Source organism: Kitasatospora sp. NPDC023385, assembly GCF_055664045.1.
Genome location: NZ_JBVOOL010000026.1, coordinates 13,565 through 37,664, shown reverse-complemented (window position 1 = coordinate 37,664; position 24,100 = coordinate 13,565). Strand labels below are relative to the sequence as shown.

The 24,100-nt window shown below is 71.3% G+C and carries 23 protein-coding genes and 1 pseudogene; 10 read left to right on the top strand and 14 right to left on the bottom strand.

The genetic code is table 11. The features are described 5' to 3' along the window. Positions 1-14: 14 nt before the first annotated feature. The gene (gene purE / locus AC0B61_RS30035; protein ID WP_471744502.1) at positions 15-545 is read right to left on the bottom strand and encodes a 5-(carboxyamino)imidazole ribonucleotide mutase; all 531 of its coding nucleotides are present in this window, start codon (positions 543-545) and stop codon (positions 15-17) included. Next, positions 542-1,735: a 5-(carboxyamino)imidazole ribonucleotide synthase gene (locus AC0B61_RS30030; protein ID WP_471744500.1), complete on the bottom strand. Its 1,194-nt coding sequence runs from the start codon at positions 1,733-1,735 to the stop codon at positions 542-544. The genes purE and AC0B61_RS30030 overlap by 4 nt, the downstream gene beginning before the upstream one ends. Positions 1,736-1,993: 258 nt before the next feature. Between AC0B61_RS30030 and AC0B61_RS30025 the strand changes: the two genes are divergently transcribed. Then, positions 1,994-2,539 (top strand): GtrA family protein, encoded by a 546-nt coding sequence (locus tag AC0B61_RS30025; protein WP_471744498.1) that lies wholly within the window; start codon positions 1,994-1,996, stop codon positions 2,537-2,539. Positions 2,540-2,730: 191 nt separating this feature from the next. Further along, positions 2,731-3,024 (top strand): annotated as a pseudogene (locus AC0B61_RS30020) (ester cyclase); the annotation flags it as partial. A 78-nt stretch (positions 3,025-3,102) separates the two neighbouring features. Here AC0B61_RS30020 and AC0B61_RS30015 read toward each other — a convergent pair. Together AC0B61_RS30015 and AC0B61_RS30010 are read right to left on the bottom strand one after the other, a co-directional pair. After that, positions 3,103-4,350: an ATP-binding protein gene (locus AC0B61_RS30015; protein ID WP_471744496.1), complete on the bottom strand. Its 1,248-nt coding sequence runs from the start codon at positions 4,348-4,350 to the stop codon at positions 3,103-3,105. Positions 4,351-4,412: 62 nt separating this feature from the next. Further along, positions 4,413-5,087: a response regulator transcription factor gene (locus AC0B61_RS30010; RefSeq protein ID WP_030058577.1), complete on the bottom strand. Its 675-nt coding sequence runs from the start codon at positions 5,085-5,087 to the stop codon at positions 4,413-4,415. A 329-nt stretch (positions 5,088-5,416) separates the two neighbouring features. On the opposite strand from AC0B61_RS30010, the gene AC0B61_RS30005 reads away from it, so the two are divergent. Beyond that, positions 5,417-6,925, top strand: a complete 1,509-nt coding sequence (locus tag AC0B61_RS30005) for a peptide MFS transporter (protein ID WP_471744494.1) — start codon at positions 5,417-5,419, stop codon at positions 6,923-6,925. A gap of 114 nt (positions 6,926-7,039) precedes the next feature. Next, positions 7,040-9,121 carry a prolyl oligopeptidase family serine peptidase gene (locus AC0B61_RS30000; protein ID WP_471744492.1) on the top strand — a complete coding sequence of 694 codons (2,082 nt, stop codon included), beginning with the start codon at positions 7,040-7,042 and terminating at the stop codon, positions 9,119-9,121. Between the two features lie 221 nt (positions 9,122-9,342). Here the strand turns inward: AC0B61_RS30000 and AC0B61_RS29995 are convergent, their stop codons facing one another. After that, positions 9,343-9,999 carry a class I SAM-dependent methyltransferase gene (locus AC0B61_RS29995; RefSeq protein WP_471744490.1) on the bottom strand — a complete coding sequence of 219 codons (657 nt, stop codon included), beginning with the start codon at positions 9,997-9,999 and terminating at the stop codon, positions 9,343-9,345. Then, positions 9,996-10,499: a hypothetical protein gene (locus tag AC0B61_RS29990; protein ID WP_471744488.1), complete on the bottom strand. Its 504-nt coding sequence runs from the start codon at positions 10,497-10,499 to the stop codon at positions 9,996-9,998. The genes AC0B61_RS29995 and AC0B61_RS29990 overlap by 4 nt, the downstream gene beginning before the upstream one ends. 142 nt (positions 10,500-10,641) lie before the next feature. Here AC0B61_RS29990 and AC0B61_RS29985 point away from each other — a divergent pair, with 142 nt between their 5' ends. Then, on the top strand, positions 10,642-11,856 hold the full coding sequence (locus tag AC0B61_RS29985; RefSeq protein WP_471744486.1) for a sensor histidine kinase: 1,215 nt from the start codon (positions 10,642-10,644) through the stop codon (positions 11,854-11,856). After that, a complete protein-coding gene (locus AC0B61_RS29980) occupies positions 11,853-12,560 on the top strand; it encodes a response regulator (protein ID WP_471744484.1) in 708 nt (235 codons plus the stop codon). Before AC0B61_RS29985 ends, AC0B61_RS29980 begins: the two co-directional genes overlap by 4 nt. Positions 12,561-12,666: 106 nt before the next feature. Here the strand turns inward: AC0B61_RS29980 and AC0B61_RS29975 are convergent, their stop codons facing one another. From AC0B61_RS29975 to AC0B61_RS29965, 3 genes are all read right to left on the bottom strand, one after another. Continuing rightward, complete coding sequence (locus AC0B61_RS29975; RefSeq protein WP_471744482.1) at positions 12,667-13,878, bottom strand: alpha/beta hydrolase family protein; 1,212 nt, start codon at positions 13,876-13,878, stop codon at positions 12,667-12,669. Between the two features lie 427 nt (positions 13,879-14,305). Further along, positions 14,306-14,557 (bottom strand): hypothetical protein, encoded by a 252-nt coding sequence (locus tag AC0B61_RS29970; protein ID WP_471744480.1) that lies wholly within the window; start codon positions 14,555-14,557, stop codon positions 14,306-14,308. Continuing rightward, entirely contained in the window at positions 14,554-14,916 is a 363-nt protein-coding gene (locus AC0B61_RS29965; protein WP_471744478.1) for an ATP-binding protein, read from the bottom strand. The genes AC0B61_RS29970 and AC0B61_RS29965 overlap by 4 nt, the downstream gene beginning before the upstream one ends. 285 nt (positions 14,917-15,201) lie before the next feature. Here AC0B61_RS29965 and AC0B61_RS29960 point away from each other — a divergent pair, with 285 nt between their 5' ends. Together AC0B61_RS29960 and AC0B61_RS29955 are read left to right on the top strand one after the other, a co-directional pair. After that, a complete protein-coding gene (locus AC0B61_RS29960; RefSeq protein ID WP_471744476.1) occupies positions 15,202-16,062 on the top strand; it encodes a helix-turn-helix domain-containing protein in 861 nt (286 codons plus the stop codon). Continuing rightward, positions 16,055-16,255, top strand: coding sequence for a DUF397 domain-containing protein (locus AC0B61_RS29955; RefSeq protein WP_471744474.1), 201 nt, complete (start codon positions 16,055-16,057; stop codon positions 16,253-16,255). The genes AC0B61_RS29960 and AC0B61_RS29955 overlap by 8 nt, the downstream gene beginning before the upstream one ends. 175 nt (positions 16,256-16,430) lie before the next feature. On the opposite strand, the gene AC0B61_RS29950 is transcribed toward AC0B61_RS29955, so the two are convergent. Next, a complete protein-coding gene (locus AC0B61_RS29950; RefSeq protein ID WP_471744582.1) occupies positions 16,431-17,759 on the bottom strand; it encodes a helix-turn-helix domain-containing protein in 1,329 nt (442 codons plus the stop codon). A 146-nt stretch (positions 17,760-17,905) separates the two neighbouring features. On the opposite strand from AC0B61_RS29950, the gene AC0B61_RS29945 reads away from it, so the two are divergent. Both AC0B61_RS29945 and AC0B61_RS29940 read left to right on the top strand, forming a co-directional pair. Further along, on the top strand, positions 17,906-18,094 hold the full coding sequence (locus tag AC0B61_RS29945) for a hypothetical protein (RefSeq protein ID WP_471744472.1): 189 nt from the start codon (positions 17,906-17,908) through the stop codon (positions 18,092-18,094). Beyond that, entirely contained in the window at positions 18,058-18,312 is a 255-nt protein-coding gene (locus AC0B61_RS29940; protein ID WP_471744470.1) for a hypothetical protein, read from the top strand. The genes AC0B61_RS29945 and AC0B61_RS29940 overlap by 37 nt, the downstream gene beginning before the upstream one ends. A gap of 103 nt (positions 18,313-18,415) precedes the next feature. Here the strand turns inward: AC0B61_RS29940 and hutI are convergent, their stop codons facing one another. From hutI to hutU, 4 genes are read right to left on the bottom strand one after another with little or no spacing between them, the layout of a single operon-like run. After that, positions 18,416-19,591 carry an imidazolonepropionase gene (gene hutI / locus AC0B61_RS29935; protein ID WP_471744468.1) on the bottom strand — a complete coding sequence of 392 codons (1,176 nt, stop codon included), beginning with the start codon at positions 19,589-19,591 and terminating at the stop codon, positions 18,416-18,418. A 47-nt stretch (positions 19,592-19,638) separates the two neighbouring features. Next, positions 19,639-20,997, bottom strand: a complete 1,359-nt coding sequence (locus AC0B61_RS29930) for a formimidoylglutamate deiminase (protein ID WP_471744466.1) — start codon at positions 20,995-20,997, stop codon at positions 19,639-19,641. 59 nt (positions 20,998-21,056) lie between these two features. Continuing rightward, positions 21,057-22,238, bottom strand: coding sequence for an allantoate amidohydrolase (locus tag AC0B61_RS29925; RefSeq protein ID WP_471744580.1), 1,182 nt, complete (start codon positions 22,236-22,238; stop codon positions 21,057-21,059). A 17-nt stretch (positions 22,239-22,255) separates the two neighbouring features. Continuing rightward, on the bottom strand, positions 22,256-23,911 hold the full coding sequence (hutU, locus tag AC0B61_RS29920) for a urocanate hydratase (protein ID WP_471744579.1): 1,656 nt from the start codon (positions 23,909-23,911) through the stop codon (positions 22,256-22,258). Between the last annotated feature and the right edge of the window lie 189 nt (positions 23,912-24,100).

Sequence of the window (24,100 nt, the reverse complement as noted above, 5' to 3'; positions counted from 1 at the left end):
CCCCACCAACGGGGTTACTTGCCGAAGCCGAAGGAGGAGGAACCGGCCACCTTGGCCCGGAGCTTCTTGCCCTTCTCGGTGGCCTGGTTGTTCAGTTCGGCCTGGAAGTCGGCCATCTTCTCGGTGAGTTCGGGGTCGAACGCGGCGAGGATCCGGACGGCGAGCAGGCCGGCGTTGCGCGCGCCGGCCACCGAGACGGTCGCGACCGGTACGCCGGCCGGCATCTGGACGATCGACAGCAGGCTGTCCATGCCGTCGAGGTAGCGCAGCGGCACTGGCACGCCGATCACCGGCAGCGGGGTGACCGAGGCGAGCATGCCGGGCAGGTGGGCGGCGCCGCCGGCGCCCGCGATGATCGCCTTCAGTCCGCGCCGGTGGGCGTTCTCGCCGTACGCGACCATCTCGCGCGGCATCCGGTGGGCGGAGACGACGTCCACCTCGTACGGGATCTCGAACTCGTCGAGGGCCTGGGCGGCGGCCTCCATCACGGGCCAGTCGGAGTCCGACCCCATGACGATGCCGACGACGGGAGCAGCGGAGCTCATTCGGTGATCGTTCCTCGCAGGTAGGCGGCCGCGTGGCGGGCGCGCTCGCGGACGTCTTCGAGGTCGTCCCCGAAGACGTTGACGTGGCCGACCTTGCGGCCGGGCTTCACGTCCTTCCCGTACATGTGGATCCGCAGCCCGGGGTCGCGGGCCATGCAGTGCAGGAAGGCGTGGTACATGTCCGGGTAGTCGCCGCCGAGGACGTTGACCATGACGGTCCACCTGGCGCGCGGCCGGGGGTCGCCGAGCGGGAGGTCGAGGACGGCCCGCAGGTGGTTCTCGAACTGGGAGGTGACCGCGCCGTCCTGGGTCCAGTGGCCGGAGTTGTGCGGGCGCATGGCGAGTTCGTTGACCAGGATGCGGCCGTCGCGGGTCTGGAACAGCTCGACGGCGAGGTGGCCGGTGATGCCGAGGTCGCCGGCGATCCGCAGGGCGAGCTGCTGGGCTTCGTCGGAGAGGGCCGGGTCGAGGTCGGGCGCGGGGGCGGTGACCTCGGCGCAGACGCCGTTCTCCTGGACGCTCTCCACCACCGGGTAGGCGACGGCCTGGCCGCTGGGCGAGCGGACGACGTTGGCGGCGAGTTCGCGGACGAAGTCGACCTTCTCCTCGGCCAGCACGGGGACGCCCGCGAGGAACGGGGCCTGTGCCTCCTCCTCGTCGTGGACGACCCAGACGCCCTTGCCGTCGTAGCCGCCGCGGACGGTCTTGAGGACGACGGGATAGCCGCCCGCCCGTCGCCCACCCCCGCCCTCGGCCGACAGGGCTTCGCCCTGGCCCCCCTCGAGCTCATACGCGAAGGCGGTCACGTCGGCCGGGTCGGCGACGATCCGGTGCCGGGGGCAGGGCACGCCGATGGAGTCCAGCTTGGCCCGCATCACGCCCTTGTCCTGGGCGTTGACGAGCGCGTCGGGGCCGGGGCGGACGGCGATGCCGTCGGCCTCCAGGGCGCGCAGGTGCTCGGTGGGGACGTGCTCGTGGTCGAAGGTGACGACGTCGCAGCCCGCGGCGAAGCGGCGCAGGGTGTCGAGGTCGCGGTAGTCGCCGAGGACGACGTCGGAGACCACCTGTGCGGCGGAGTCCTGGGGCGTGTCGGCGAGGAGTTTGAACCTGACCCCGAGCGGGATTCCCGCCTGGTGTGCCATGCGGGCCAGCTGCCCGCCACCGATCATGCCCACCACTGGAAAATTCACATTGCCCGGGGAAGTCACCTGGCCAGGATATCCGGGCCGGTGGGGGCGGTGGAGCCGCCGGTGGCCGCTCGGGATCGGACGCGCGTAGACATTAACCCAGGATTCAAGCGGCTCGGCCGTTCGATGGAAGCGGGTAGCCTGGACGGCCAGGTCCTGGTCTACGCGGTCTGATCATGTGCGTGCACGCAGGGCTCAAGGGGCGGCCGCACCGCCGCGCCCAGCCCTTTCGTCCCGTAGGCACAATGGAGGCAGTCCGGTATGGCGACGACCGCAGCGTCGAAGTCCCGAGTCGCGCAGAAACTGCGCGGACTCACGGGTGAAGTCGTGAAGTTCGGCATCGTCGGCCTGAGCGGCGTGGTGGTCAACTTCGCCGTCTTCTGGGTCTGCATCAACGGCCTGCACCTGGCCTCGCTGCGCTCCAACATCGCCGCGACGCTGATCGCCATCGCGACCAACTACCTGGGCTACCGCTACTGGCTGTACCGGGACCGCGACGCCGCCTCCCGCAAGCGGGAGATCACGCTCTTCCTGGTCTACAGCGGCATCGGCATGCTGATCGAGACCGGCGTGCTCGGCTTCTCGGTGTACGTGCTGAAGCTGGACTCGCACTACGAGCAGCTGGGCGCCAAGGTGATCGGCCTCGCCGTGGCCACCGTGTTCCGCTTCGTCTCGTACCGCACCTGGGTGTTCAAGTCCGCACCGGAGCCGGTCGAGCTGCCCGCGCAGCAGGCGGCGGGCACCGGCGACCGCCAGGAGCCGGGCGCCCAGGCCGGCCTGGTGCCGGTCGCCGAGCGGGTCCGCTAGGCCAGGACCGGACAGGCCGGCCCCCACGCACCGGACGGCCCCCTACCGAACGGCCCCGGCGCGTCGGACGGCGCGGTTTCCCGGGCTTGCCGCGTCCGCCGCCACCGGAGGACAGTGGTTACCGAGGGCGGGTTACCGAGGGCGGGCACGGCTGCGAACGATCACTGCCGAGGGGGTCCAGGAGGCTCGCCATGGCGTTCGTCCAGATCATCGACTGCAGGACCGACCGGCTCGACGACCTCAACCGGCTGATGGACGCCTGGGTCGAGGCGACCCGGGGCAGGCGTACGGCCTCCCACGCCCTGGTCGGCACCGACCGTTCCGATCCCAGGCACGTGGTGGAGGTCGTGGAGTTCCCCTCCTACGAGGAGGCGATGCGCAACTCCGAACTGCCCGAGACCGACCGGATCTTCCGCGAGATGGTGGCGCTCTGCGACGCGCCGCCGACCTTCACCGACCTCGACGTGATCCGCGACATGCAGCTCGTCTAGCGGCCGGAGCCGGAGCCGGGGCCAGGGCCAGGGCCGGGGCCGGGGCGGTCGGTTTCCGAGGGTCCTCGGTCCTCAGTCCTCGTGGCTGCGCCCGAGGAAGAGGGCGAACACCGCCGGCTTCAGCGAGAGCAGTTCGAGCCGCCCGCCGTCCGCCTCCGCGAGGTCGCGGGCGACGGCGAGGCCGATGCCGGTGGAGTTGCGGCCGCTGACCGCGCGTTCGAAGACCCGGTTGCCGAGGTCCGTCGGCACGCCGGCGCCCTGGTCCTGCACCTCGACCACCACCGACGTACCGGACGGCCGGATCCGCAGCGTGATCGTCCCGGCGCCGTGCATCAGGGAGTTCTCGATCAGGGTGGCCAGCACCTGGGCGACCGTCCCCGGGGTGCCGACCGCCGTGATCCCGCGCAAGCCCTCCAGGGACAGCACCCGGCCCTTCTCGCGCAGTGTCGGCCCCCACTCCTCCACCTGCTGCTTGATCACCTCGTCGAGGTCGAAGGCGACGGCGGTGGGGCTGCGCGGGTCGCGCTGGGTGGTGAGCAGCCGCTGGACGACGTCGGTGAGCCGCTCGACCTGCTGGAGGGCGATGGTGGCCTCCTCCTTGACCGTCTCCGGGTCCTCGGCGAGGGCGGTGATCTCCTCCAGCCGCATGGAGAGCGCGGTGAGCGGGGTGCGCAGCTGGTGCGAGGCGTCGGCGGCGAGCCGGCGCTCGGCGGTGAGCATCCGGGCGATCCGTTCGGCACTGGTGTCCAGCACCTCGGCGACCCGGTCGAGTTCGGGCACCCCGTAGCGGCGGTCGCGCGGGCGGGGGTCTCCGGAGCCGAGCCGTTCGGCGGTCTCGGCGAGGTCGGTGAGCGGCCGGGCGAGCCGTTTGGCCTGCCAGACGGCGAGGGCGACGGCGGCCTGGACGGCGAGCAGGGCGACGACGCCGAGCAGCAGCAGGTTGTTGGCGATCTCGTGGTCGACGTCCGCGCGGGACTGTTCGACGGTGACGGTCTCGCCGCTGTTGCCGCGTTCGACGGCCTTCAGCAGGTGGTTGCCGGCCGGGCGCTCGCCGGCCGAGACGACCTGCTGGCCGGGGACCTGCACCTCGACGTAGCTGCCCTCGGTGACCTGGCTCTCGAAGGCCCGCGCCTCGGTGACCGACTCGCCGGCCGCGATCCGGCTCTCGACCAGGGCGAGCACCCGGACGGCGGCCGCGTCCACCCGGTCCTGGGCCGAGTTGACGATGGTGCGCTTCTCGACCAGGGCGAGCGGCACGCAGAACACCACGACCACCACCAGGACGACGCCCAGCAGCGAGTTGATCATCCGGCGTTTCACGCTGCCGCTCCCCGAGGTGTTCCGCTTAGCCGGCCGTGGCCGGTCCCGATCTCCGTGCGGGGCTAATTCTTCTCGAACCGGAATCCCACCCCGCGCACGGTGGCGATGTAGCGCGGGTTGGCCGCGTCGTCGCCGAGCTTCTTGCGGAGCCAGGAGATGTGCATGTCCAGGGTCTTGGTGGAGGTCCACCAGGTGGTGTCCCAGACCTGCCGCATGATCTCCTCGCGGGTGACCACCCGGCCGGCGTCGCGGACGAGGACGCGCAGCAGCTCGAACTCCTTGGCGGAGAGGGTGAGCTCCTCGTCGCCGAGCCAGGCGCGGTGGGACTCGATGTCGATCTTCACGCCGTGCGCGCCGGTGGTGAGCTGGTCGACGTTGCCGCGCCGGAGCAGGGCCCGGACGCGGGCGAGCAGTTCGGCGAGGCGGAAGGGCTTGGTGACGTAGTCGTCGGCGCCGGCGTCGAGGCCGACCACCGTGTCCACCTCGTCGGCGCGGGCGGTGAGCACCAGGACGGGGCAGCTCTTGCCGTCGGCGCGCAGGCGGCGGCAGACCTCCAGGCCGTCCATCTCGGGCAGTCCGAGGTCGAGGACGACGAGGTCGACCTCCTCGGTGAGGCCGGCGGCCAGTGCGGTCGGACCGTCCTCGCGGACGAGCACCTCATAGCCCTCGCGTCGCAGGGCCCGGGCGAGGGGTTCGGAGATCGCCGGATCGTCCTCGGCAAGCAGCACACAGGTCATGTGGTGATGGTAGTCCGCCGGGATAAGCCCGTACGCCCTGTGAGGTAGTTCACAGACTGTGATCGTTATACAGGCATCCGGCTGGACTCAACACGGCGTTGCAGGCCGCCCGTTCAGCGAAGAATCCCCCCGTGGATCTTGAATACGAAGGAAGACCGAGCGATCTGCCATGGATTAATCGATAAGATCTGTTGATCTCTTTGCCATTCCCATACCTGATTCGTGGCTTTTGTCATCTGATAGATCCAAATACCGCCACGTAGAGTGGTTTCGTCCACGTCCGCCGCCACCCCCCTAGGCGAACGCTGTCAGGCAAGGAACCACTACTCATGGCGTCTACGACCCTGGACGCCGACGTCACGTCGGCCTCTCCCAGCGGCAAGACCTTCCTCGGCCACCCCCGAGGACTCGCCACTCTCTTCATGAGCGAGATGTGGGAGCGCTTCAGCTACTACGGCATGCGTGCCCTGCTGGTGCTCTACATGACCGCCTCCGTCACCGACGGCGGCCTCGGCATGAAGATGGCCGTCGCCTCCGCCGTGTACAGCGTCTACACGGCCATGGTGTACCTGCTGGCCCTCCCGGGCGGCTGGATCGCCGACCGCTTCCTCGGCGCCCGCAAGACCGTCGCACTCGGTGGCGCGATCATCATGATCGGCCACTTCCTGCTGGCCGTCCCGGTCAGCGCCTCGTTCTTCGTCGGCCTGGTCTTCATCGCGGTCGGCTCGGGTCTGCTCAAGGCCAACATCTCCACGATGGTCGGCCACCTCTACGACGGCCCGAACGACCCCCGCCGCGACGGCGGGTTCACGATCTTCTACATGGGCATCAACCTCGGCGCCTTCGTCGCCCCGCTGGTCGTCGGCACCGTCGGCCAGCAGGTCGACTGGCACCTGGGCTTCGCCCTGGCCGGCATCGGCATGGCCCTCGGCCTGCTCCAGTTCCTGCTGGGCACCCGCCACCTGAGCCCGAAGAGCAGCGTCGTCACCTCGCCGATCAGCCCGGCCGAGAAGCGCGCGATCTTCACCAAGGCCGGCATCTGGCTGGCGGTCGCCGCCGCGTTCTACGCGATCGTCGGCTTCACCGGCCACTTCACCATCAACTGGGCGATCTGGCCGCTGTCCATCGCCGGCCTGGCGATCCCGGTCTTCGTCTTCGCCAAGGTGAAGCGCGACAAGGACCTCGACACCGCCGAGCAGTCCAGGATGAGCGGCTACATCTGGTTCTTCGTCGCCGCCGCCGTGTTCTGGATGATCTACGACCAGTCCGGCTCGACGCTGAACGTCTTCGCCAACGACCACACGGCCTCGACGCTGCTCGGGTTCGACTTCCCGTCGAGCTGGTTCCAGTCGCTCAACCCGCTGTACATCATGGCGCTGGCCCCGGTCTTCGCCTGGATCTGGGTCGCGCTGGCCCGCCGGTCGAAGAACCCCAGCACCACCATGAAGTTCGCCTTCGGTCTGCTGATGATCGGCGCGTCCTTCTTCGTCATGATGCTGGCGATGGCCGCCGCCTCCGGCGGCGCCAAGGTCACCCCGCTGTGGCTGGCCGTGGTCTACCTCGTCCAGACGGTCGGCGAGCTCACCCTCTCCCCCGTCGGCCTGTCCGTCACCACCAAGCTGGCGCCCGCCAAGTACGCCAGCCAGATGATGGGCGTCTGGTTCCTCGCCGTCACCGCGGGTGACTGCGTCGCCGCGATCTTCCAGCTGGTGCTGGGCGACAACGTGGTCGGAGGCACCGCGTACTTCGCGGTCCAGGGCGCCATGGCGATCCTCGCCGGCATCGCGCTGGCGATGTACCGCAAGAAGGTCGTCAAGCTCATGGGCGACGTGCACTGACGCACCGACCCCCCGACGCGCTCACGCGCTGACGATCGGCTCACTGCTCCGGGGCCGCCGTGGATTCCTGAGATCCACGGCGGCCCCGGCCGTTTTCTGCCTACGGTGCCGGGCATGACCGACTCCCTGCCACGCCGGCTCGCCCGCACCCGACGGTTCACCCTCGGCGCCCCCGGCCGGCCACAGCCGTCCGCCGACGGCACCACCGTCCTGTTCCTGCGCAGCCGGGGCGGCACCGACCCGGTGGACTGCCTCTGGGCGCTGGACACCGCCACCGGCGACGAGCGGCTGATCGCCGACCCGGCCGCCCTGGGCGCCGCCACCGGTATCACCGCGTTCAGCACCGACGCCGACGGGCACCGCGCGGCCTTCGCGCTGGACGGCACGCTGTGGCTCGCCGACACCGCCGCGGGCACCGTCCGCGCCGTCCCGACCACCGGTGCGCCGGAGGACCCCCGACTCGACCCGACCGGCCGCCGGATCGCCTACGTCACGGCCGGCGGCCTGCGGGTGGTCTCCGTCGACGGCACCGACGACCGGGCGCTCGCCGAACCCGAGGCCGCGGACGTCACCTACGGGCTCGCCGAGTACGTCGCCGCCGAGGAGATGTACCGCACCCGCGGCCACTGGTGGTCCCCCGACGGCAGCGCGCTGCTCGTCGCCCGGGTCGACCAGCGTCCGGTCACGACGGTGTTCCTCGCCGACCCCGCCGACCCCCACCGACCGCCGCGCGCGATCCGCTACCCGCTGGCCGGCACCGCCAACGCCGACGTCTCGCTGTGGCTGCTCGGCCTGGACGGCCTGGACGGCTTGGACGGCCTGGACGGCGGCCGTACCGAGGTCCGCTGGGACCGTGCCGCCTTCGAGTACCTCACCGCCGCCGGGTGGGACGGCCACGGCCCGTACGCCGCCGTGCAGAGCCGCGACCAGCGCACCGTCCGCACCCTGGCGATCGAGCCGGACGGCACCACCCGCGCGCTCGACGAGCAGCGCGACGAGCACTGGGTCGAACTCGTCCCCGGCCTGCCGGTCCGCACCGCCGGGGGCGCGCTGGTCGGCTCCGCCGACCTCGGCGACACCCGACACCTGACCGTCGACGGCAAGCCCGTCACCCCGGCCGGACTGCACCTGCGCGAGGTGCACGGCACGGACGGCGAACAGGTGCTGTTCACCGCCTCCGACGAGCCCACCGAGACCCACCTCTGGACGTACGCACCGGACGTCGGCCTACGGAAGCTGAGCAGCGGCCCGGGCCTGCACACCGGCATGCGGCGCGGCGGCACGCTGGTGCTCACCAGCCGCTGCGAGGGCTTCCCGTCCGGCCGCACCACGGTCCTGCGCGAGGGCCGCCCGGCGCTCCCGCTCGCCTCGTACGCGCTGCCGCCGGCCCTCGACGCGCGTCCGGAGCTGCTCCGGCTCGGCCCGCGCGATCTGCGCGCCAACCTCTTCCTGCCCACCGGTCACCGCCCGGCGGACGGCCCGCTGCCCGTCCTGCTCGACCCGTACGCCGGGCCCGCCATGCAGAAGGCCACCACCGGTGGCGTCTGGCACGAGCAGGTGTCCCAGTGGTTCGCCGACCAGGGCTTCGCGGTGCTGGTGGTGGACGGCCGCGGCACCCCCGGGCGCGCGCCCCGCTGGGAGAAGAGCGTGTACGGCGACAAGGCGGGGCCCGCGCTGGAGGACCAGATCGAGGGCCTGCACGAGACCGCCCGGCAGCGGCCCGGACTGCTCGACCTCGCCCGGGTGGGCATCCGCGGCTGGTCGTACGGCGGCTACCTCGCCGCCCTCGCGGTGCTGCGCCGCCCGGACGTCTTCCACGCCGCCTCGGCCGGGGCCGCCCCCACCGACCACCGGCTCTACAACACCCACTGGCAGGAACGCTTCCTCGGCCACCCCGACGACCACCCCGAGCACTACGACGACGGCTCGCTCATCGCGGAGGCGGCGAAGCTGAGCCGACCACTGCTGCTCATCCAGGGCCTGGCCGACGACAACGTCTTCCCCGTCCACACCCTGCGACTCTCCAACGCCCTACTCGCCGCCGGCCGCCCGCACGAGGTACTGCCACTGCGGGCCACCGGGCACCGACCGACCGACGAGGCGGTGGTGGAGCACCTGCTGTGGCACGAACTCGGCTTCCTGCGGCGCTCGTTGGGCGGGAGTGATCAGCGCACTGCCCATCTGGTCGGCACATAGAAAACACTTGAACGCGCAGGAAGTCGGCCGGCCCGACTTCCTGCGCCAAGTAGCGGAACCGGTCTGCCTTTCGACGTAACCGCTGCCCGCCGGGAGACCGGCTCACCCACCCACGCCGGACCCACGCCGACGGTCAGCACGGAGCTCAACTGACTGACCATCGGCTATTGCCTGCGGCTTCGGGTCCGAAGCGCATTCGGGAGGACCGGTGCAGGCAGCCGTCAGCGGCCCCCTGACCCGCCCGGTCGGCATGGCACCAGCTGGGCGTAGTAGGAGAACGGCGGGCCGATCAGCCGGGTCACGTGGAGCCCTACCGCATTGGCATGGCGAGCCAGGGTGGCGCGCCGCACCTGGTGGCGGTCGAAGAACTCGCCCACCACGATCCTCCCAGTCGGCTTGACCACCCGCTTCAGCTCCGTCAGCGTCACCTCCGGCTGCGGGATCTCGCCCAGGGCCGTCACCAGGTAGGCGGCGTCGAACACGGAGTCCTCGAACGGCAGGTGGTGGGCGTCCGCCTGGGTCGGCGCGATGTTGGTGAGGCCGCGCTGTGCGGCCCGGGTCATCACGTGGTCGAGCATCTCCTGCTGGATATCGACGATGTCCAGTCGACCGTCAGGGCCCAGTTGCGGGGCGGTCCGCAGAGCCTGCAGGCCCGTACCCGGTCCGACCTCCAGGACCCGCTCGCCATGGCGCAACTCCAGCATCGAATCGAGCCGCCCCTGGCTGAGCAGCGGCAAGGGCAGATCGAGCAGCCGGCGCTGCGCGTACGGATAGGGGGCGGAGTCCAGCATCCACCAGGACAAGGCCGCGGTGCCGGCCGCCGCCGCGGTCAACCCCCAACGCGCTCCGGGCCGACCGAGCGCAGGACGAAGATTCATGATCGAGGGTCCTCTGTCTTCCAGTGATCGACGGTTGGTGTCGGAACGCGGAGCGGTCGCCAGGCGAGGACCGCACAGACCACCGCAAGCGGCAGTTCGCCGAAGCACGCCATGGCCAGCGCCACGGCGAAATCGCGGCCAGACCCCGCTGTCATCAGGTCGAGCCAGGAGTCGACCAGCAACAGCGTCGACGTGGCCGCGGCAGACAGGACCCGTCGGAGATCGCCACGAGCCGCCAGGACCCCGGTGGCGATGAAGCCGAGCGCCTCCATGACGTCCAACCCGGCCCAGGCGGCCGACCAGTGCGCAGCAGTCGCCATGGACGGCAGGGCGGTGCAGAGCACGAACGCCCAGGCGAGTACGGCGACTCCGCAGCCGATGAGCGCCAACTCGGGCCACCGGCAAGGAAAACGGCGCCGATGCTGCGCGGGCTGCCGGTCCGGGCCGTCATCGTGTTTCCTCTTCGCCTCGCGAACGTCGGTCATCGGCGCATTCGTCATGTTCTCGAACCTACGAACAGGGCGTGATCCGTCGCGTCGGCCGGCGGATGTCACGGTTCCCCAGGCCCTCGGCCCGGGGGTGTACCCCGCGTACATCCCCGGGGCGACGCGCGGAGCCGACGCCGCTGAATACGATCTCCGCATGGAAGAGCTTCTCCGGCGTCTCTCGACCTCGAAGCGCGTGACCTGGCTGACGTCACCGGCCGTGGTGCCGGCCACCACCTGCTTCTACGCGGTGATGCTCGGCTGGTCGATCGCTCAGGTTCCGCACCACGTCGGCCTGTTCCGGTTTCCCGACCTCGGGCCCTTCCAGATCCAGCTGATGGGTCTGTGCGTCGTGCTCGCCCTTCCGGTTCTGCTGGTGCGCCGTCTGCCGGCGGCGGTCTTCGTGGTGATCCTGGGCGAATCGGTCCTCGGCGACTTCTTCGGCGTGCGGCCCTGGATCGTGTTCGTCCTGCTCGTCGCCTTGGGTGGGTACCTCGCCGTCCGGCGGCCGAAGGCTGCCGTCGCCGTCGGCTCCGTCGCGGGCGTCGCGGCCGTGTTCGTCTACGACATCCACGCCCCCGGGCAGTCCGTCGGCGACGCGGCCCAGTGGGCCGGGGGGCTCGCGTTCTGGTTCGCGGTCGCGTGGGTCTTCGCGGGGGCGTATCGCAAACGCCGTGAATACCTCGAAGCCCTGCACGAGCAGAGGGCGGCCCGCGCCGTCGTGACCGAGCGGCTGCGGATCGCCCGCGAACTGCACGACAGTGTCGCGCACAGCATCGGGATCATCACGGTGCTGTCGGGAGCGGCGGCGCGGGTCGTGGACACCAAGCCCGAGCAGGCGCGGCAGGCGCTGACCGGCATCGAGACCACCAGCCGGGAGACGCTGCTCGGGCTGCAGCGCATGCTCGGGGCGCTCCGCCGCGCCGAGCCGGACGACGCCATGCCGGCGGCCGCTCCGCTGGCGCCGGCCGGCAGCCTGGCCGATATCCCGCGGCTCGCCGAACGCACGGCCGACGCCGGGGTGCGGGTCCACGTGGCCTGGCAGGGCGAGCGGCGTCCACTGCCGCCTGAGATCGAGCTGTCGGCGTTCCGGATCGTCCAGGAGTCGGTGACCAACGTGGTGCGGCATTCCGGTGCGCGGACGTGCCGGGTCGCGGTGGGTTACGAGCCGGAAGGAGTGACGATCGAGGTGGTGGACGACGGGGACGACGGTCCCGGCGGGCCCGGCCGTCCGAGGCCCTCGGCGGCGGCCGGCGGGAGCGGCTTCGGCCTGCTCGGCATGCGCGAGCGGGTGTCGCTGCTGTCCGGCCAGTTCAGCGCGGGCCGGCGTCCGGAGGGCGGGTTCCGGGTGACGGCGAGGCTCCCGGCATGAGCGTGCGGGTGCTGCTGGTCGACGACCAGCCGCTGATGCTGGTCGGACTCGGGATCCTGATCGGCAGCACCGACGGCCTGGAGGTGGTCGGCGAGGCCGGCGACGGCCGCGAGGCGGTGCGCCTGGTGCGTGAACTGCGGCCGGACGTCGTGGTGATGGACATCCGGATGCCGGGCATGGACGGGATCGAGGCGACCCGGCAGGCGACCGCCGAACCGGACCCGCCCAAGGTGCTGGTGCTGACGACCTTCGACGACGACGAGTACGTCTACGGCGCTCTGCGCGCCGGCGCCAGCGGCTTCCTGCTCAAGAGCATGGCCCTGGACGCCATCCTGGACGCGATCCGCGTGGTGGCGGCCGGCGAGGCGTTGCTCGCGCCGAGCGTGACCCGACGGCTGATCGCGGACTTCGCCGGAACGTCCGGCCCCGCGGCCGCCGGAACGTCCACCCCCGCGGCCCCCGCACCGGACGCCGAGCCCGCCGCGGACTCGAGTCCCATCGCGGGGATCACCGACCGGGAGCGCGAGGTACTGGCACTGGTCGGACAGGGACTGTCGAACGCTGAGATAGCGGAGCGGCTGGTGATCAGCGCGGCGACCGCGAAGACCCATGTCGCGCGTCTGTTCGCCAAGCTCGAGGCCCGGGACCGCGTCCACCTGGCGATCATCGCCTTCGACACCGGACTCGTGCCGCGTAGACGGTAGGGCAGGCCGGCCCACGACGAACACGACGCCAAGCCCTACCGCCGGACCTACGACGGCAGCCCACTCGAAGCCGCTTGAACCCCCGAAGGGTCAACGCGGCGCTGCACTAGTGCTGGAAGAGTACTTCCGGATTGTTCGGCGAGGGGCCGTCCAGCAGCGGACTGTGGATCCCCTTCAGCGTCTGGTTGAAGAACGCCGTCACGTACTCACGGGTGATCACGATTCCACGTTCGGGGTCGAGGGGCGGCGTCGGGAACCCGGCCTCCTCCTCGAGCAGGTCCACGTCGGTGAAGCTGGGGTGGTTGGCGCCGGTGACCGCCAGCCACTTCTTGTAGCCGCCGAGGGCGGCCCAGGACGGCCCCCAGTTGTCGCCACCACCGCCGGCCGAGTGGTAGGCGTCCGCACCCAGCATGAGGAACGGCCGGTTGATCCGGCCGGGCATCGGGGCCGGGAAGAAGGTGCCGTCCATGTTCACGCCGGCCCGTACTCGCGGGTCGGCGATCATCGTGGTGGCGGCCGCCGCTCCGCCGATGGAGTGCCCGGCCATGCCGATCTCGTGCTTGTCGATGAGGTGTGCCAGGCGCCACGCGGCATTGCCATGCGTCAACTGGTCGATCACGAAGGACACGTCCAGCGCGCGGCCGGCGGTGACCGTGTCCATGTCGAGGTTCGGGTCATCGCAGATCGCGCACGGCGGCGTCTGGCCGTTCGCCAGCGTCTCGCCGCTGTCCTCGTGGGTGTGGCCGACGAGCGCGACGACGTAGCCGTGACTGGCCAGGTCGGTCGCGAGCGAGGTGAGCACCATGCGCGGGTCGCCGAACCCGGGTGAGAGGACCACCAGCGGATACTTGCCGCGTTGCGGCCGCGCGCGGTCGAAGGCGTGAGTGGTGATGCTGGAAAGGTTCTGCGGGGTGATGCCGGAGCTCGCCGGTATCTTCCCGCGCTCGATGTGTCCGGCTGCCTCGGCGAGGGTCATGTAAGGGGCCGGCGTCCCGGTCCCGGGAACGGCCGGGTAGACCATCGTGACGGTCAGTTGGCGGGGGCCGGAGGACGGCACCCACGGGTCGGGACGGCTCGCGTCGGTGAGGTGGATGACGTCCTCGCCGGCGGCGTAGGGGCCGGTCGGCGCGGGGAGCGTGCCTTGGAAGGACGGCGCGGGCGCGGTGGCCGTGGTCGTGGCCGGTGCGGCGGCGAACGCGTGCGTGGCCACCGGTGTGGCCGACGGTGTGGCCGTGGCGGCGAACCCGGCGCCGGTTCCGGTGACGAGGGCGGCGAGCGCCAGCGCCGCGACGGCGCTGATACGGCGATTGCATTTCATGGGATCGACGCTAGGTTCCGCGGCTCCGTATCGAATCGGCCCGTGGATGTAAGCATTCTGGTGTCGTTCGTAGGCCCCGGGAGGTACCGGAGTAATCCGCCGGGAGTATGCCACGCGGTGCGGGGTTCCCCTCGCCGGCATCGTCGAGCGCCACCTTCGTCTTGGCAACCCGCTCAAAGCCGCATGAACCCCGAAGGATCAAGGCGGCACTGCTAGTTGACCTCGCCCGACGGAATCAGCCCAGACCGCCTACCGCGCGATGTCGGTCAGTCCGCCGGCCTCGTACGGCCGCCCGCGCGGCCCTCGCCCTGGGCGGGTGAGGGCCTTCGCGTGTTCCAGTGCCGCTGGTCGCGATCCTTCGGGCGGGGCGCGTGGAGGGGCATCTTGAGGGTCGGGATGGCGCCGAGGGCCACAGGGGCGAAGAACCTCACCGGTGCCACGCCTCGTCCCGCTCCAGGTCGCGGAGCAGGTGGAAGAGGTTGAGCAGAGTGCTGACCGGCGCGTTCCCGAAGTCGACCAGGATGCGGCCGTCGAGGGTGGTCTCGCCGGCCGAGGCGGAGCCCCAGAGCAGCCCGTACGGCATGCCGATCCGGTGCAATTCACCGAGGAGGGAGGTGATGTGGGGCGCGGTGTAGTCGGACATCCGGGGGTCGTCCGGCGCGACGGGGTCGCGGGTCACGCGAGGGAGTCCAGCTCGTACCAGGTGGTCTTGCCGCGCTTCTGGGGGTCGACGCCCCAGCGGTGGGTGAGGCCCTCCACCAGCTGGAGGCCCCGCCCGGTCTCGGCAAGGCCGGCGGACGTTCGCGGCTGGGGAAGCGCGTCGCTCTCGTCGGAGACGGTGACCCGGAGCGTGCGGTCGAGGACGGAGAACCAGACGATCGGTGCGGGGGTGTCGCCGTGCCGCCAGGCGTTGACGATGAGCTCGCAGAGGGCGAGTTCGGCGTTGAAGATGGTGTCGGCGTCCCAGCCGCTGCGGGTCATGGCGTCCCGCAGGGCCAGCTTGGAGAGGGTGAGCGAGGGGGTGTTACGGATGCACACGGGAACCTCCGTGAGGCTGTGGTGTGGGATGAGGTGATGACGGTCGTCACCGTGAACCAGGCCGGGGCCAGCGGCTGCTCTTCGGCACGCGGGCAGCAGGCGCCTACTGCCCTGGACGCACGAGTTACTGACGATCCGTCGGATCGAGCTGATACGACGGTAGCGCATCCGCTCTTTAATTAAAGCCGAACGAGAGAAGGTTCCTCCGCACGAGGGAACGAGCCCGGATAGCTCCTTCGGTGGCTGGCGCGGCACACTGGCCTCTGCACCAGCAGAGAGGACGCCATGGCACTTCGGATCCCCACCCTTCGTCAGCGACGGCTCGGTGCAGAACTGCGAAGGATGAGAGAGCAGGCCGGCTTCGGCGGCAGCCACCTCGCCAGGCTGCTCGGGGTGACTCCCGCCCTGGTGAGTCAGATGGAGGTCGGAAAGTCGGCCGTCAGTGTGGCTCGCCTGCACGAGATCGCGGAAGCCTGCATGTGCGCCAATGCCCCGCTGGTCGAAGCGCTCGCCGACATGGCCAGGGAGCGGGACTCGGCCTGGTGGGATGAGTATCGAACAGCGCTCGCGGCCGCCCCAATCGATGTCGCGGAGATCGAAGGACGCGCGAAGAGCCTCACGAGCTTCACCATCGGCATCATCCCGGGCCTGCTCCAGACGAACACGTATGCAACTGCGGTGGTCGCGACAGGGTTCACATCTCTTCCCGATCGAGAGGTCGATCGCAGAGTGAAGTTCCGACTGCGGAGGCAGCAGATCATCCGGTCCGGTGAAACGCCGTACACGGCGCTCGTTCATGAAGCGGCGTTGCACATCCAGTACGGCGGGCCGGCAGTGCTCAAGGAACAGCTGGATTCCCTCGTCCGGGATTCCGAACTCCCGAACGTCTCACTGCGAGTCGTGCCCTTCACGACAGCCAACTTCCCCGGCCCCAGTGAGAACCTGCTCTACGCGGAGGGACCGGTGCCAGAACTGGACACAGTGCAGTCCGACTCGTCTCATGGATCCCACATCTTCGATTCGCCTGCCCAGCTGGCGGGCTACCGCGCAATCTTGGAGCGCATCAAGGCCGTCGCGCTCCCCGAGAACGAGTCCCGAGATCACATTCGCTCGATCATGAAGGAAATGAACGGCAGATATGAATAGCACCGACTGGCAGAAGTCCAGCTTCAGTGAGGCGAACAACAACTGCGTTGAGGTGCGCGCTCTTGATGGGCTGGTCGAAGTGCGCGAGTCCGATGAGGGTGAGGTCATCGTCCGAACCACCCGCCTCAACCTCGCAGACTTCCTCCAGGGCGCCAAGGCCGGCGAGTTCGACCACCTCACCACCACTCCCTGAGCTAATCGTTCCGGCGGCCTCTTGCTCCCCGCAAGAGGCCGCCGCTGGGTAGCCCCTGGTGCTGCCAGGGACTCGCATACCCCCATGCAGGAGTCTCGGCCGGCGTTCCGCCCGCCGGGTCCTGCACATCCCCGAGCGCCACAGCAGTGTCTTCCTCGCAAGGGTCCGCCGCCCCCTATGAGACACCCGTGCGTGCGGCAAGCTCCCGCACGCCGACCACGGTGACCGGCGCGTACAGCAGATCCGCTGTGAGTGCCCGCAGAGCCGGCCGACGCACCTCCTCCGGGGCGACCTGCTCGGTGAACCGCAGCGCGGCGAACGTCTTGCGGTGGTCGCCGAGGTGATGCCACATGCGCGCGCAGTCTGTGCCATACCGGGCCCGGCGCTCGGCGGTCGGCAGCTGTCCCGGCGCGATCCGCGCCGCGTACGGCACCCCCTCATCGGGGGTTCCCAGCGCCGTGTGTACGCCAATCCAGTAGAGGTCCAACTGCGCGCTGGTGGCGTCGACGGTGAACAGCGGGGTGCTCGGCCGAAACCTGGCGCTGGTCACCCGGCCGACCGCCTCCGCCGCGCCCGACATGAGGTCGAGGGCGTCGCCTCGGTGCTGCCGGCAGGCAGCCGTGTAGGCGGACGTCATCAGCAGAGTCGCCGCCACAGCCCAGGACACGTCGCTTCGGTCCTGGGAGAGCGAGTCAGCGGTGCGACGCAGGAGATCGACGGCGGCGGCCGGGCGTCCTGAACGCCGCATCGTGATCGCCAGAACCCGAGCTGCCTCCCCGTGCACCACCGGATCGCCGCTGGCCTGAGCCGCAGCCAGAGCCCGGTCTGCTGCCGGCCACGCGACGTCGGAGTGAGCCTTCAACGCGAGCTCCGTCGCCAGCACCCAGGCCCGGGCCACACACCCATGGGCCTCCTCGCGGGACCGGCCGGACAGTGCCTCGCGGGTCGCCTGCGCCGAGCCCAACAAGCCGGGCAGGAAGTCGCCGAGGTGTCGGTAGCGGGCCGCCGTGAACTGCGCGCGTGCCGAGATCAGCGACGCCTCGAGCTGCTGCAACGACGTGGGTTCAGAGGGTTCGGGCTTATACAGGGCCCCAACGATCCGGGCTGATGCATCCGGGCGCGCGGCAGCGACGGAGGCGGATGGAAGCATTGACGCCCCAGCTGCCGCCATGCCAGCCACGAGCAGCTGCCTGCGGAGCATGGCGTCCTCCTGATCCTGAGTCACATCCGCTGCCAGCGTAGCCGGTCGGCCCAGGCCAATGGCGTCAAGCGGGAGGTCTAAGACCTGGGCGATCTGCATCAGCGCCTGCTCGGTTGGCCGGAGCGTGCCCGCCTCAACCCGGCTGATCGCCGACGCCGAGTAGCCGCACGCGCGGCCCAGCCGGGCCTGAGTCATCCGCCGTGCACACCGAGCGGCCCTGATGAGCGCCCCAAGCTGACGTTGACGTGACACGGTGTCGCCCTTCGACTGCGTGGAGTGGCAACCGTATCGACAGGAGGACATCTCCAGGCAGGGCACGCACGGGGTGTGCGGGGCGCGCACACGGCGTGCGGGAGCCCCCTGACGGCATCCACATCTGGACCGCAGCCGGGTTCCCTGGTGATGCCCGGCCGGCGCATCTCTGCCACTCCATCCCGAGGGGAGACGCCATGAGTACCATCCTGCTCGACGAGCCCGTCACCGAGATCGAGCCCACCACCACCTCGACGCCCAGTACGCTGCTGGAGCGGGTCGACGAGCCGAGCGCCCGCACCTGCCCGGTCTGCGGATCGGGCGCCACCTACCAGACCATGGACGGCCGATGGGGCTGCACCACGTGCGGCTCCACCTGGGCCTGACCCCCGGGGAGGACGCGATGGCGGACTGCACGCAGTGCTCCGCTCCTGCGGTGATCGACGATCTCGACGTGCAGCCGCCACAGCCCTGGTGCCTCGGATGTGCGACCGCCCTCGTGCGGGCCGGCGATCCGGTGGTCAACTACCGCTCACTCGACGGCGGGGACGAGTACCAGCGCATCCTGGCCGGTGGCAGCACCCAGGTCCTGCCCTTCGGCTGACCGGCACGCCGAAGCGGCCCGCTCCCCGTGTGCAGGGAGCGGGCCGCTCTCGCGAAGCCCCCGCGCCCGCCACCCCGGGGGCGCGGGGGGCACAGTCCGGGGCTCAGACCTCCCGAACGCCCGCCCGCCAGACGGCCGCCGTCAGCGGCACGCCCGGGCGGTACGCCAGGTGCACGTGCGAGGGCGCGTCCAGCAGCAGCAGGTCCGCCCGCGCCCCCACTGCGACCGTCCCCACGTCACTGCGCCGCAGTGCGCGGGCGCCGCCCGCCGTCGCGGCCCAGACCGCTTCGTCCGGCGTCATGCCCATCTCCCGCACCGCCACTGCGATGCAGAACGCCATCGAACTCGTAAAGCTCGAGCCCGGGTTGCAGTCCGTCGAGAGCGCCACCACCGCGCCCGCGTCCAGCAGCCGGCGCCCGCTCGGGTACTCCGCCCGCGTCGAGAACTCTGCCCCCGGCAGCAGGGTCGCGACCGTCGCCGAACCCGCCAGCGCCGCCACGTCCTCGTCCGTCAGGTGGGTGCAGTGGTCCGCCGAGGCGGCCCCCAGCTCCACCGCGAGCTGCACGCCCGGCCCGTACGTCAGCTGGTTGGCGTGCACCCGGGGCGTGAGGCCGCGCTCGATCCCCGCCGTCAGGACGGCCCGCGCCTGGTCGCCGTCGAAGGCGCCCTTCTCGCAGAACACATCCACCCAACGGGCATGCGGCGCACAGGCGTCCAGCATCTCGCCGGTGACCAGGTCCACATACCCCGCCGGGTCCTCTGCGTACTCGGGAGCGACCACGTGCGCGCCCAGGTAGGTGGTCTCCGGGGTGTGCCGCGAGGCGATCCGCAGGGCCCGGGCCTCGTCCTCGACCGTCAGCCCGTAGCCGGACTTGCACTCGACGGTGGTGGTGCCCTGACGCAGCGCCTCCCGAACGAACCGGGCCACGTTCGCGTCCAGTTCGGCGTCACTCGCCGCCCTCGTGGCCGCCACCGTCGTACGGATGCCGCCCGCCGTGTACGACTGCCCGGACATCCGGGCGTTGAACTCGGCGGTGCGGTCGCCCGCGAACACCAGGTGGGCGTGCGAGTCGACGAAGCCGGGCAGCAGCGCCCGGCCCTCGGCGTCGAAGCGCTCGTCCGCGGCCGGGGCCTGCGCCGCCGGGCCGACCCAGGCGACGGTGTCACCCTCGACCACCACGGCCGCGTCGGTCAGCAGGCCGAGCGGCCCGACGCCCTGCCCGGGGTCGTTGGTGACCAGGCTGCCGATGCCCGTGATCACAGTGGTCCTGGTGCTCAAGACAACGCCTTCCGAATGGAGTTGGACAAGGGGGCCGAACAGGGGAGTCAGCAGTCCAGCGTGCCGATGGCGGCGCGCAACGCCCCCGGCACGTCGGCCACCAGCTGGTGCACGCCGTCCCGGACGACGTGCCGCCCGCCGACCACCAGGTGCCGTACGTCCGCCGCCGAGGCCGCGAAGACGGCGATCTCGGCGCCGAGCCGAGGCGGCGGGCCCGCCGTACGGACGGTGTCCAGCGCGACCGCCGTGAAGTCGGCGAGCGCCCCGGGCTCGATCCGACCGGCCTCCGGCCAGCCGAGCGAGGCGTGCCCGTCCTCGGTGCCGGCCCGCAGCAACGCGTTCGCCGTCCAGTGGCCGCGGGTGCGGGTGCGCAGCCTCTCGTCCAGCTCCAGCGCCCGGGCCTCCTCGAACGGGTCGATCACCGCGTGGCTGTCGCTGCCCAGGGTGATCGGGCTGCCCGCCGAGGCGAGCCGGCGGGCCGGGCCGATGCCGTCCGCGAGGTCCCGTTCGGTGGTGGGGCACATGCAGACGGTGGTGGAGGAGTCGGTGAGGAGCTTGACGTCCTCGTCGGTGAGGTGGGTGGCGTGCACGGCCGAGGTGCGCGGGCCGAGCGCGCCGTGGTCGGCGAGCAGCCGGGTGGGGGTGACGCCGTGCGCGGCGAGGCAGGCGTCGTTCTCGGCGGTCTGCTCGGACAGGTGGACGTGCAGCGGAGCCTCGCGCGTCGCCGCCCACTGCGCGACGGTGCCCAGCTGCTCGGCCGGGACGGCCCGGACGGAGTGGATGGCGGCGCCGATCCGGGCGTGTTCGCGCGGCTTGAGCGCGTCGGCCCGGACCGCCCACGCCTCGGCGTCGCCGTCGCTGAACCGCAGCTGCGGGTGGGTCGGCTCGGCGCCGAAGCCGGCCGACAGGTAGCAGGTGTCCAGCAGGGTGATCCGGATGCCGGCCCGGGCGGCGGCCTCGATCAGCGCCCCGCCCATCGCGTTCGGGTCGGTGTAGCGGGCGCCGCCGGGCGCGTGGTGCAGGTAGTGGAACTCGCCGACGGCGCTGATCCCGGCCAGCGCCATCTCGGCGTAGACGGCGGTGGCGAGCTCCAGGTAGCTGTCCGGGTCGAGCGCGCCGGCGAACCGGTACATGGTGTCGCGCCAGGTCCAGAAGGTGCCGGAGCCGACCTGCACGTGCCCGCGCAGCGCCCGGTGGAAGGCGTGCGAGTGGGCGTTCGCCTGGCCGGGCAGCACCAGTCCGTCGAGGCGGACGGCGCCGGGCGGGCAGGGCCCGCTGTCCGGCGTCACCGCGGTGATCACGCCGCCGGGGCCGGTGGCGATCAGCACGTCCCGCTCGACCACCGGCCCGTTGGGGTGCGGCAGCCACGCGTACTGCGCCCAGTAGCTCACGGCACTCGCGGTCACTCCTGTAGCGGTGGTCGCTGCGGTCGCCGCAGTCGGTGCGGGCACTGCGGTCGCTGCGGTCACTGGCACGCCAGGTCCTCCAGTACGTCGGCGAGGGCGCTGACCCCGGCCAGGCAGTCGGCCTCCTCGGCGTGTTCGGCCGGGGAGTGCGAGACGCCGCTGGGGTTGCGCACGAACAGCATGGCGGTCGGGATCGCGGACGCCAGGATCCCGGCGTCGTGTCCCGCGCCGGTGGGCAGCACCGGGGCGTCCAGCCGCTTGGCGAGCCGGTCGCGCAGCGGCCCGTCGAACTCCACCACCGGGGTGTACGACTCGCGGGTCAACTCGACCCGGACGCCGTCGCGCTCGCCGCGCTCGGCGGCGGCCCGCTCGATCTCGGCGACCAGCGCGGTGAGCGTGCGCTCGTCGGCGGCCCGGGAGTCCAGCCAGCCGCGCACCAGCGAGGCGATCGCGTTGGTGCCGTTGGGCTCGACCGCGACCTTGCCGAAGGTGGCCAGGGCGCCCGCCAGTCTGGCCTTCTTGCGGGCGGCGAGCACGGTGTTGGCGTAGGTCAGCATCGGGTCGCGGCGGTCCTCGACCCGGGTGGTGCCGGCGTGGTTGGCCTCGCCGTGGAAGTCGAAGCGCCAGCGGCCGTGCGGCCAGATCGCGCCGGCCACGCCGACCGGCTGGTCCTCGGCGAGGTAGCGGCCCTGCTCGACGTGGAGTTCGACGAAGGCGCCGATCCGGGCCAGCCGGTCGTCGTCCGCGCCGATCGCGCCCGGGTCGTAGCCGGCCTTCTCCATCGCGTCGGGCAGCCGGACGCCGTCGGCGTCGCGCAGGTCGTACGCGGCCTCGCGGGAGAGCACTCCGGCGGTCAGCCGGGAGCCGATGCAGGCCACGCCGAACCGGGCGCCCTCCTCGTCGCCGAAGTTGACGATCGCCAGCGGGCGGGTGAACTCGGTGCCGCGGGCGCGGAGTTCGTCCAGTGCGGCGAAGGAGGAGACGACGCCGAGCGGGCCGTCGAAGGCGCCGCCGTCCGGGACGGAGTCCAGGTGCGAGCCGGTGACGACGGCCCCGCCGGCCTGCGGGTCGCCCAGCCAGGCCCACTGGTTGCCGTTGCGGTCCAGCTCGTACGCCAGTCCGCGGCCGCGGGCCTGCTGCTCGAACCAGGCGCGGCACTCGGCGTCGGCGGAGTTCCAGGCGAAGCGGCGGTAGCCGCCGGAGGAGGCGGAGCGGCCCACGGGGAGCAGCTCCGCCCACATCTCCTCGAACGACGAGGTCACAGCTCACCCATGGGGACGCGGACCCCGCGCTCGGCGGCGACCTCGGTGGCCCGGTCGTACCCGGCGTCCACGTGCCGGATGACGCCCATGCCCGGGTCGTTGGTGAGCACCCGGCGGATCTTCTCCCCGGCCAGCGCGGTGCCGTCGGCGACGGTGACCTGGCCGGCGTGGATCGAGCGGCCGATGCCGACGCCGCCGCCGTGGTGGATGGAGACCCAGGAGGCGCCGGAGGCCACGTTGACCATGGCGTTGAGCAGCGGCCAGTCGGCGATCGCGTCGGAGCCGTCCAGCATCGCCTCGGTCTCCCGGTACGGGGAGGCGACGGAGCCGCAGTCCAGGTGGTCGCGGCCGATGACGATCGGCGCGGACAGTTCGCCCGAGGCGACCATGTCGTTGAAGCGCTCGCCGGCCTTGTCGCGCTCGCCGTAGCCGAGCCAGCAGATGCGCGCGGGCAGGCCCTGGAAGTGCACCTTCTCCTGGGCGAGCTTGATCCAGCGGGCCAGCGACTCGTTCTCCGGGAAGAGGTCGAGGACGGCCTTGTCGGTCTTGTGGATGTCCTGCGGGTCGCCGGACAGGGCCGCCCAGCGGAACGGGCCCTTGCCCTCGCAGAACAGCGGGCGGATGTAGGCGGGGACGAAGCCGGGGAAGGCGAAGGCGCGGTCGTAGCCGGCCAGCTGGGCCTCGCCGCGGATCGAGTTGCCGTAGTCGAAGACCTCGGCGCCGCGGTCCAGGAAGCCGACCATCGCCTCGACGTGCCGGGCCATCGACTCGCGGGCCCGGTCGGTGAACTCGGCGGGCTTGGCGGCGGCGTAGTCCGCCATGTCGTCGAAGGCGACGCCGACCGGCAGGTAGCTGAGCGGGTCGTGGGCGCTGGTCTGGTCGGTGACGATGTCGATCGGCGCGTCCATCGCGAGCAGCTGCGGGACCAGCTCGGCGGCGTTGCCCAGCACGCCGATGGACAGCGGCTGCCGCTTGTCGCGGGCGGCGGTGGCGAGCTCCAGCGCGTGGGAGAGGTCCTTGGCCTCGACGTCCAGGTAGCGGTGCTCGATCCGGCGGGAGATGCGGGACGGGTCGCAGTCGATGCAGATCGCCACGCCGCCGTTCATGGTGACGGCCAGCGGCTGGGCGCCGCCCATGCCGCCGAGGCCGGCGGTGAGGGTGATGGTGCCTTCCAGCGTGCCGTTGAACCGCTTGTTGGCGACGGCGGCGAAGGTCTCGTAGGTGCCCTGGAGGATGCCCTGGGTGCCGATGTAGATCCAGGAGCCGGCGGTCATCTGGCCGTACATGGTGAGCCCGAGGCTCTCCAGGCGGCGGAACTCCTCCCAGTTGGCCCAGTCGCCGACCAGGTTGGAGTTGGCGATCAGCACCCGCGGCGCCCACTCGTGGGTCTGCATGACGCCGACCGGGCGGCCGGACTGGACCAGCATGGTCTCGTCCTGCTTGAGGCCCTGCAGCGTCCGCACCATGGCGTCGAAGGAGCGCCAGTCCCGCGCGGCCTTGCCGGTGCCGCCGTACACGACGAGCTTCGACGGGTGCTCGGCCACCTCGGGGTCGAGGTTGTTCATCAGCATCCGCAGGGCGGCCTCCTGCTGCCACCCCTGCGTCGTCAGCCCCGTCCCGCGCGCCGCCCTGACCTCACGCGGCCCGCTCACCTGCTGCTGCACCATAGTCCCGGCTCCCTGCGGATGGATTCATTCAAGCTCTGTTCGGCTGAATATATCCAAACATTCAGCCCACGACCAGACCCCGGAGCCATCCGATCAACACCCGGGCCGGCACACCCTCCCGGCGTGTGCTGAGCCCGGAAACACCAGCCACTCGGCCCACCGGAGGGCGCGACC

Coding starts and splice junctions, on each gene's coding strand:
- purE (WP_471744502.1), bottom strand. CDS start 545: ATGAGCTCCGCTGCTCCCGTCGTCGGCATCGTCATGGGGTCGGACTCC.
- AC0B61_RS30025 (WP_471744498.1), top strand. CDS start 1,994: ATGGCGACGACCGCAGCGTCGAAGTCCCGAGTCGCGCAGAAACTGCGC.
- AC0B61_RS30010 (WP_030058577.1), bottom strand. CDS start 5,087: ATGACCTGTGTGCTGCTTGCCGAGGACGATCCGGCGATCTCCGAACCC.
- AC0B61_RS30005 (WP_471744494.1), top strand. CDS start 5,417: ATGGCGTCTACGACCCTGGACGCCGACGTCACGTCGGCCTCTCCCAGC.
- AC0B61_RS30000 (WP_471744492.1), top strand. CDS start 7,040: ATGACCGACTCCCTGCCACGCCGGCTCGCCCGCACCCGACGGTTCACC.
- AC0B61_RS29995 (WP_471744490.1), bottom strand. CDS start 9,999: ATGAATCTTCGTCCTGCGCTCGGTCGGCCCGGAGCGCGTTGGGGGTTG.
- AC0B61_RS29990 (WP_471744488.1), bottom strand. CDS start 10,499: ATGACGAATGCGCCGATGACCGACGTTCGCGAGGCGAAGAGGAAACAC.
- AC0B61_RS29985 (WP_471744486.1), top strand. CDS start 10,642: ATGGAAGAGCTTCTCCGGCGTCTCTCGACCTCGAAGCGCGTGACCTGG.
- AC0B61_RS29980 (WP_471744484.1), top strand. CDS start 11,853: ATGAGCGTGCGGGTGCTGCTGGTCGACGACCAGCCGCTGATGCTGGTC.
- AC0B61_RS29975 (WP_471744482.1), bottom strand. CDS start 13,878: ATGAAATGCAATCGCCGTATCAGCGCCGTCGCGGCGCTGGCGCTCGCC.
- AC0B61_RS29960 (WP_471744476.1), top strand. CDS start 15,202: ATGGCACTTCGGATCCCCACCCTTCGTCAGCGACGGCTCGGTGCAGAA.
- AC0B61_RS29955 (WP_471744474.1), top strand. CDS start 16,055: ATGAATAGCACCGACTGGCAGAAGTCCAGCTTCAGTGAGGCGAACAAC.
- AC0B61_RS29950 (WP_471744582.1), bottom strand. CDS start 17,759: ATGTCCTCCTGTCGATACGGTTGCCACTCCACGCAGTCGAAGGGCGAC.
- AC0B61_RS29945 (WP_471744472.1), top strand. CDS start 17,906: ATGAGTACCATCCTGCTCGACGAGCCCGTCACCGAGATCGAGCCCACC.
- AC0B61_RS29940 (WP_471744470.1), top strand. CDS start 18,058: ATGGGGCTGCACCACGTGCGGCTCCACCTGGGCCTGACCCCCGGGGAG.
- AC0B61_RS29925 (WP_471744580.1), bottom strand. CDS start 22,238: ATGTGGGCGGAGCTGCTCCCCGTGGGCCGCTCCGCCTCCTCCGGCGGC.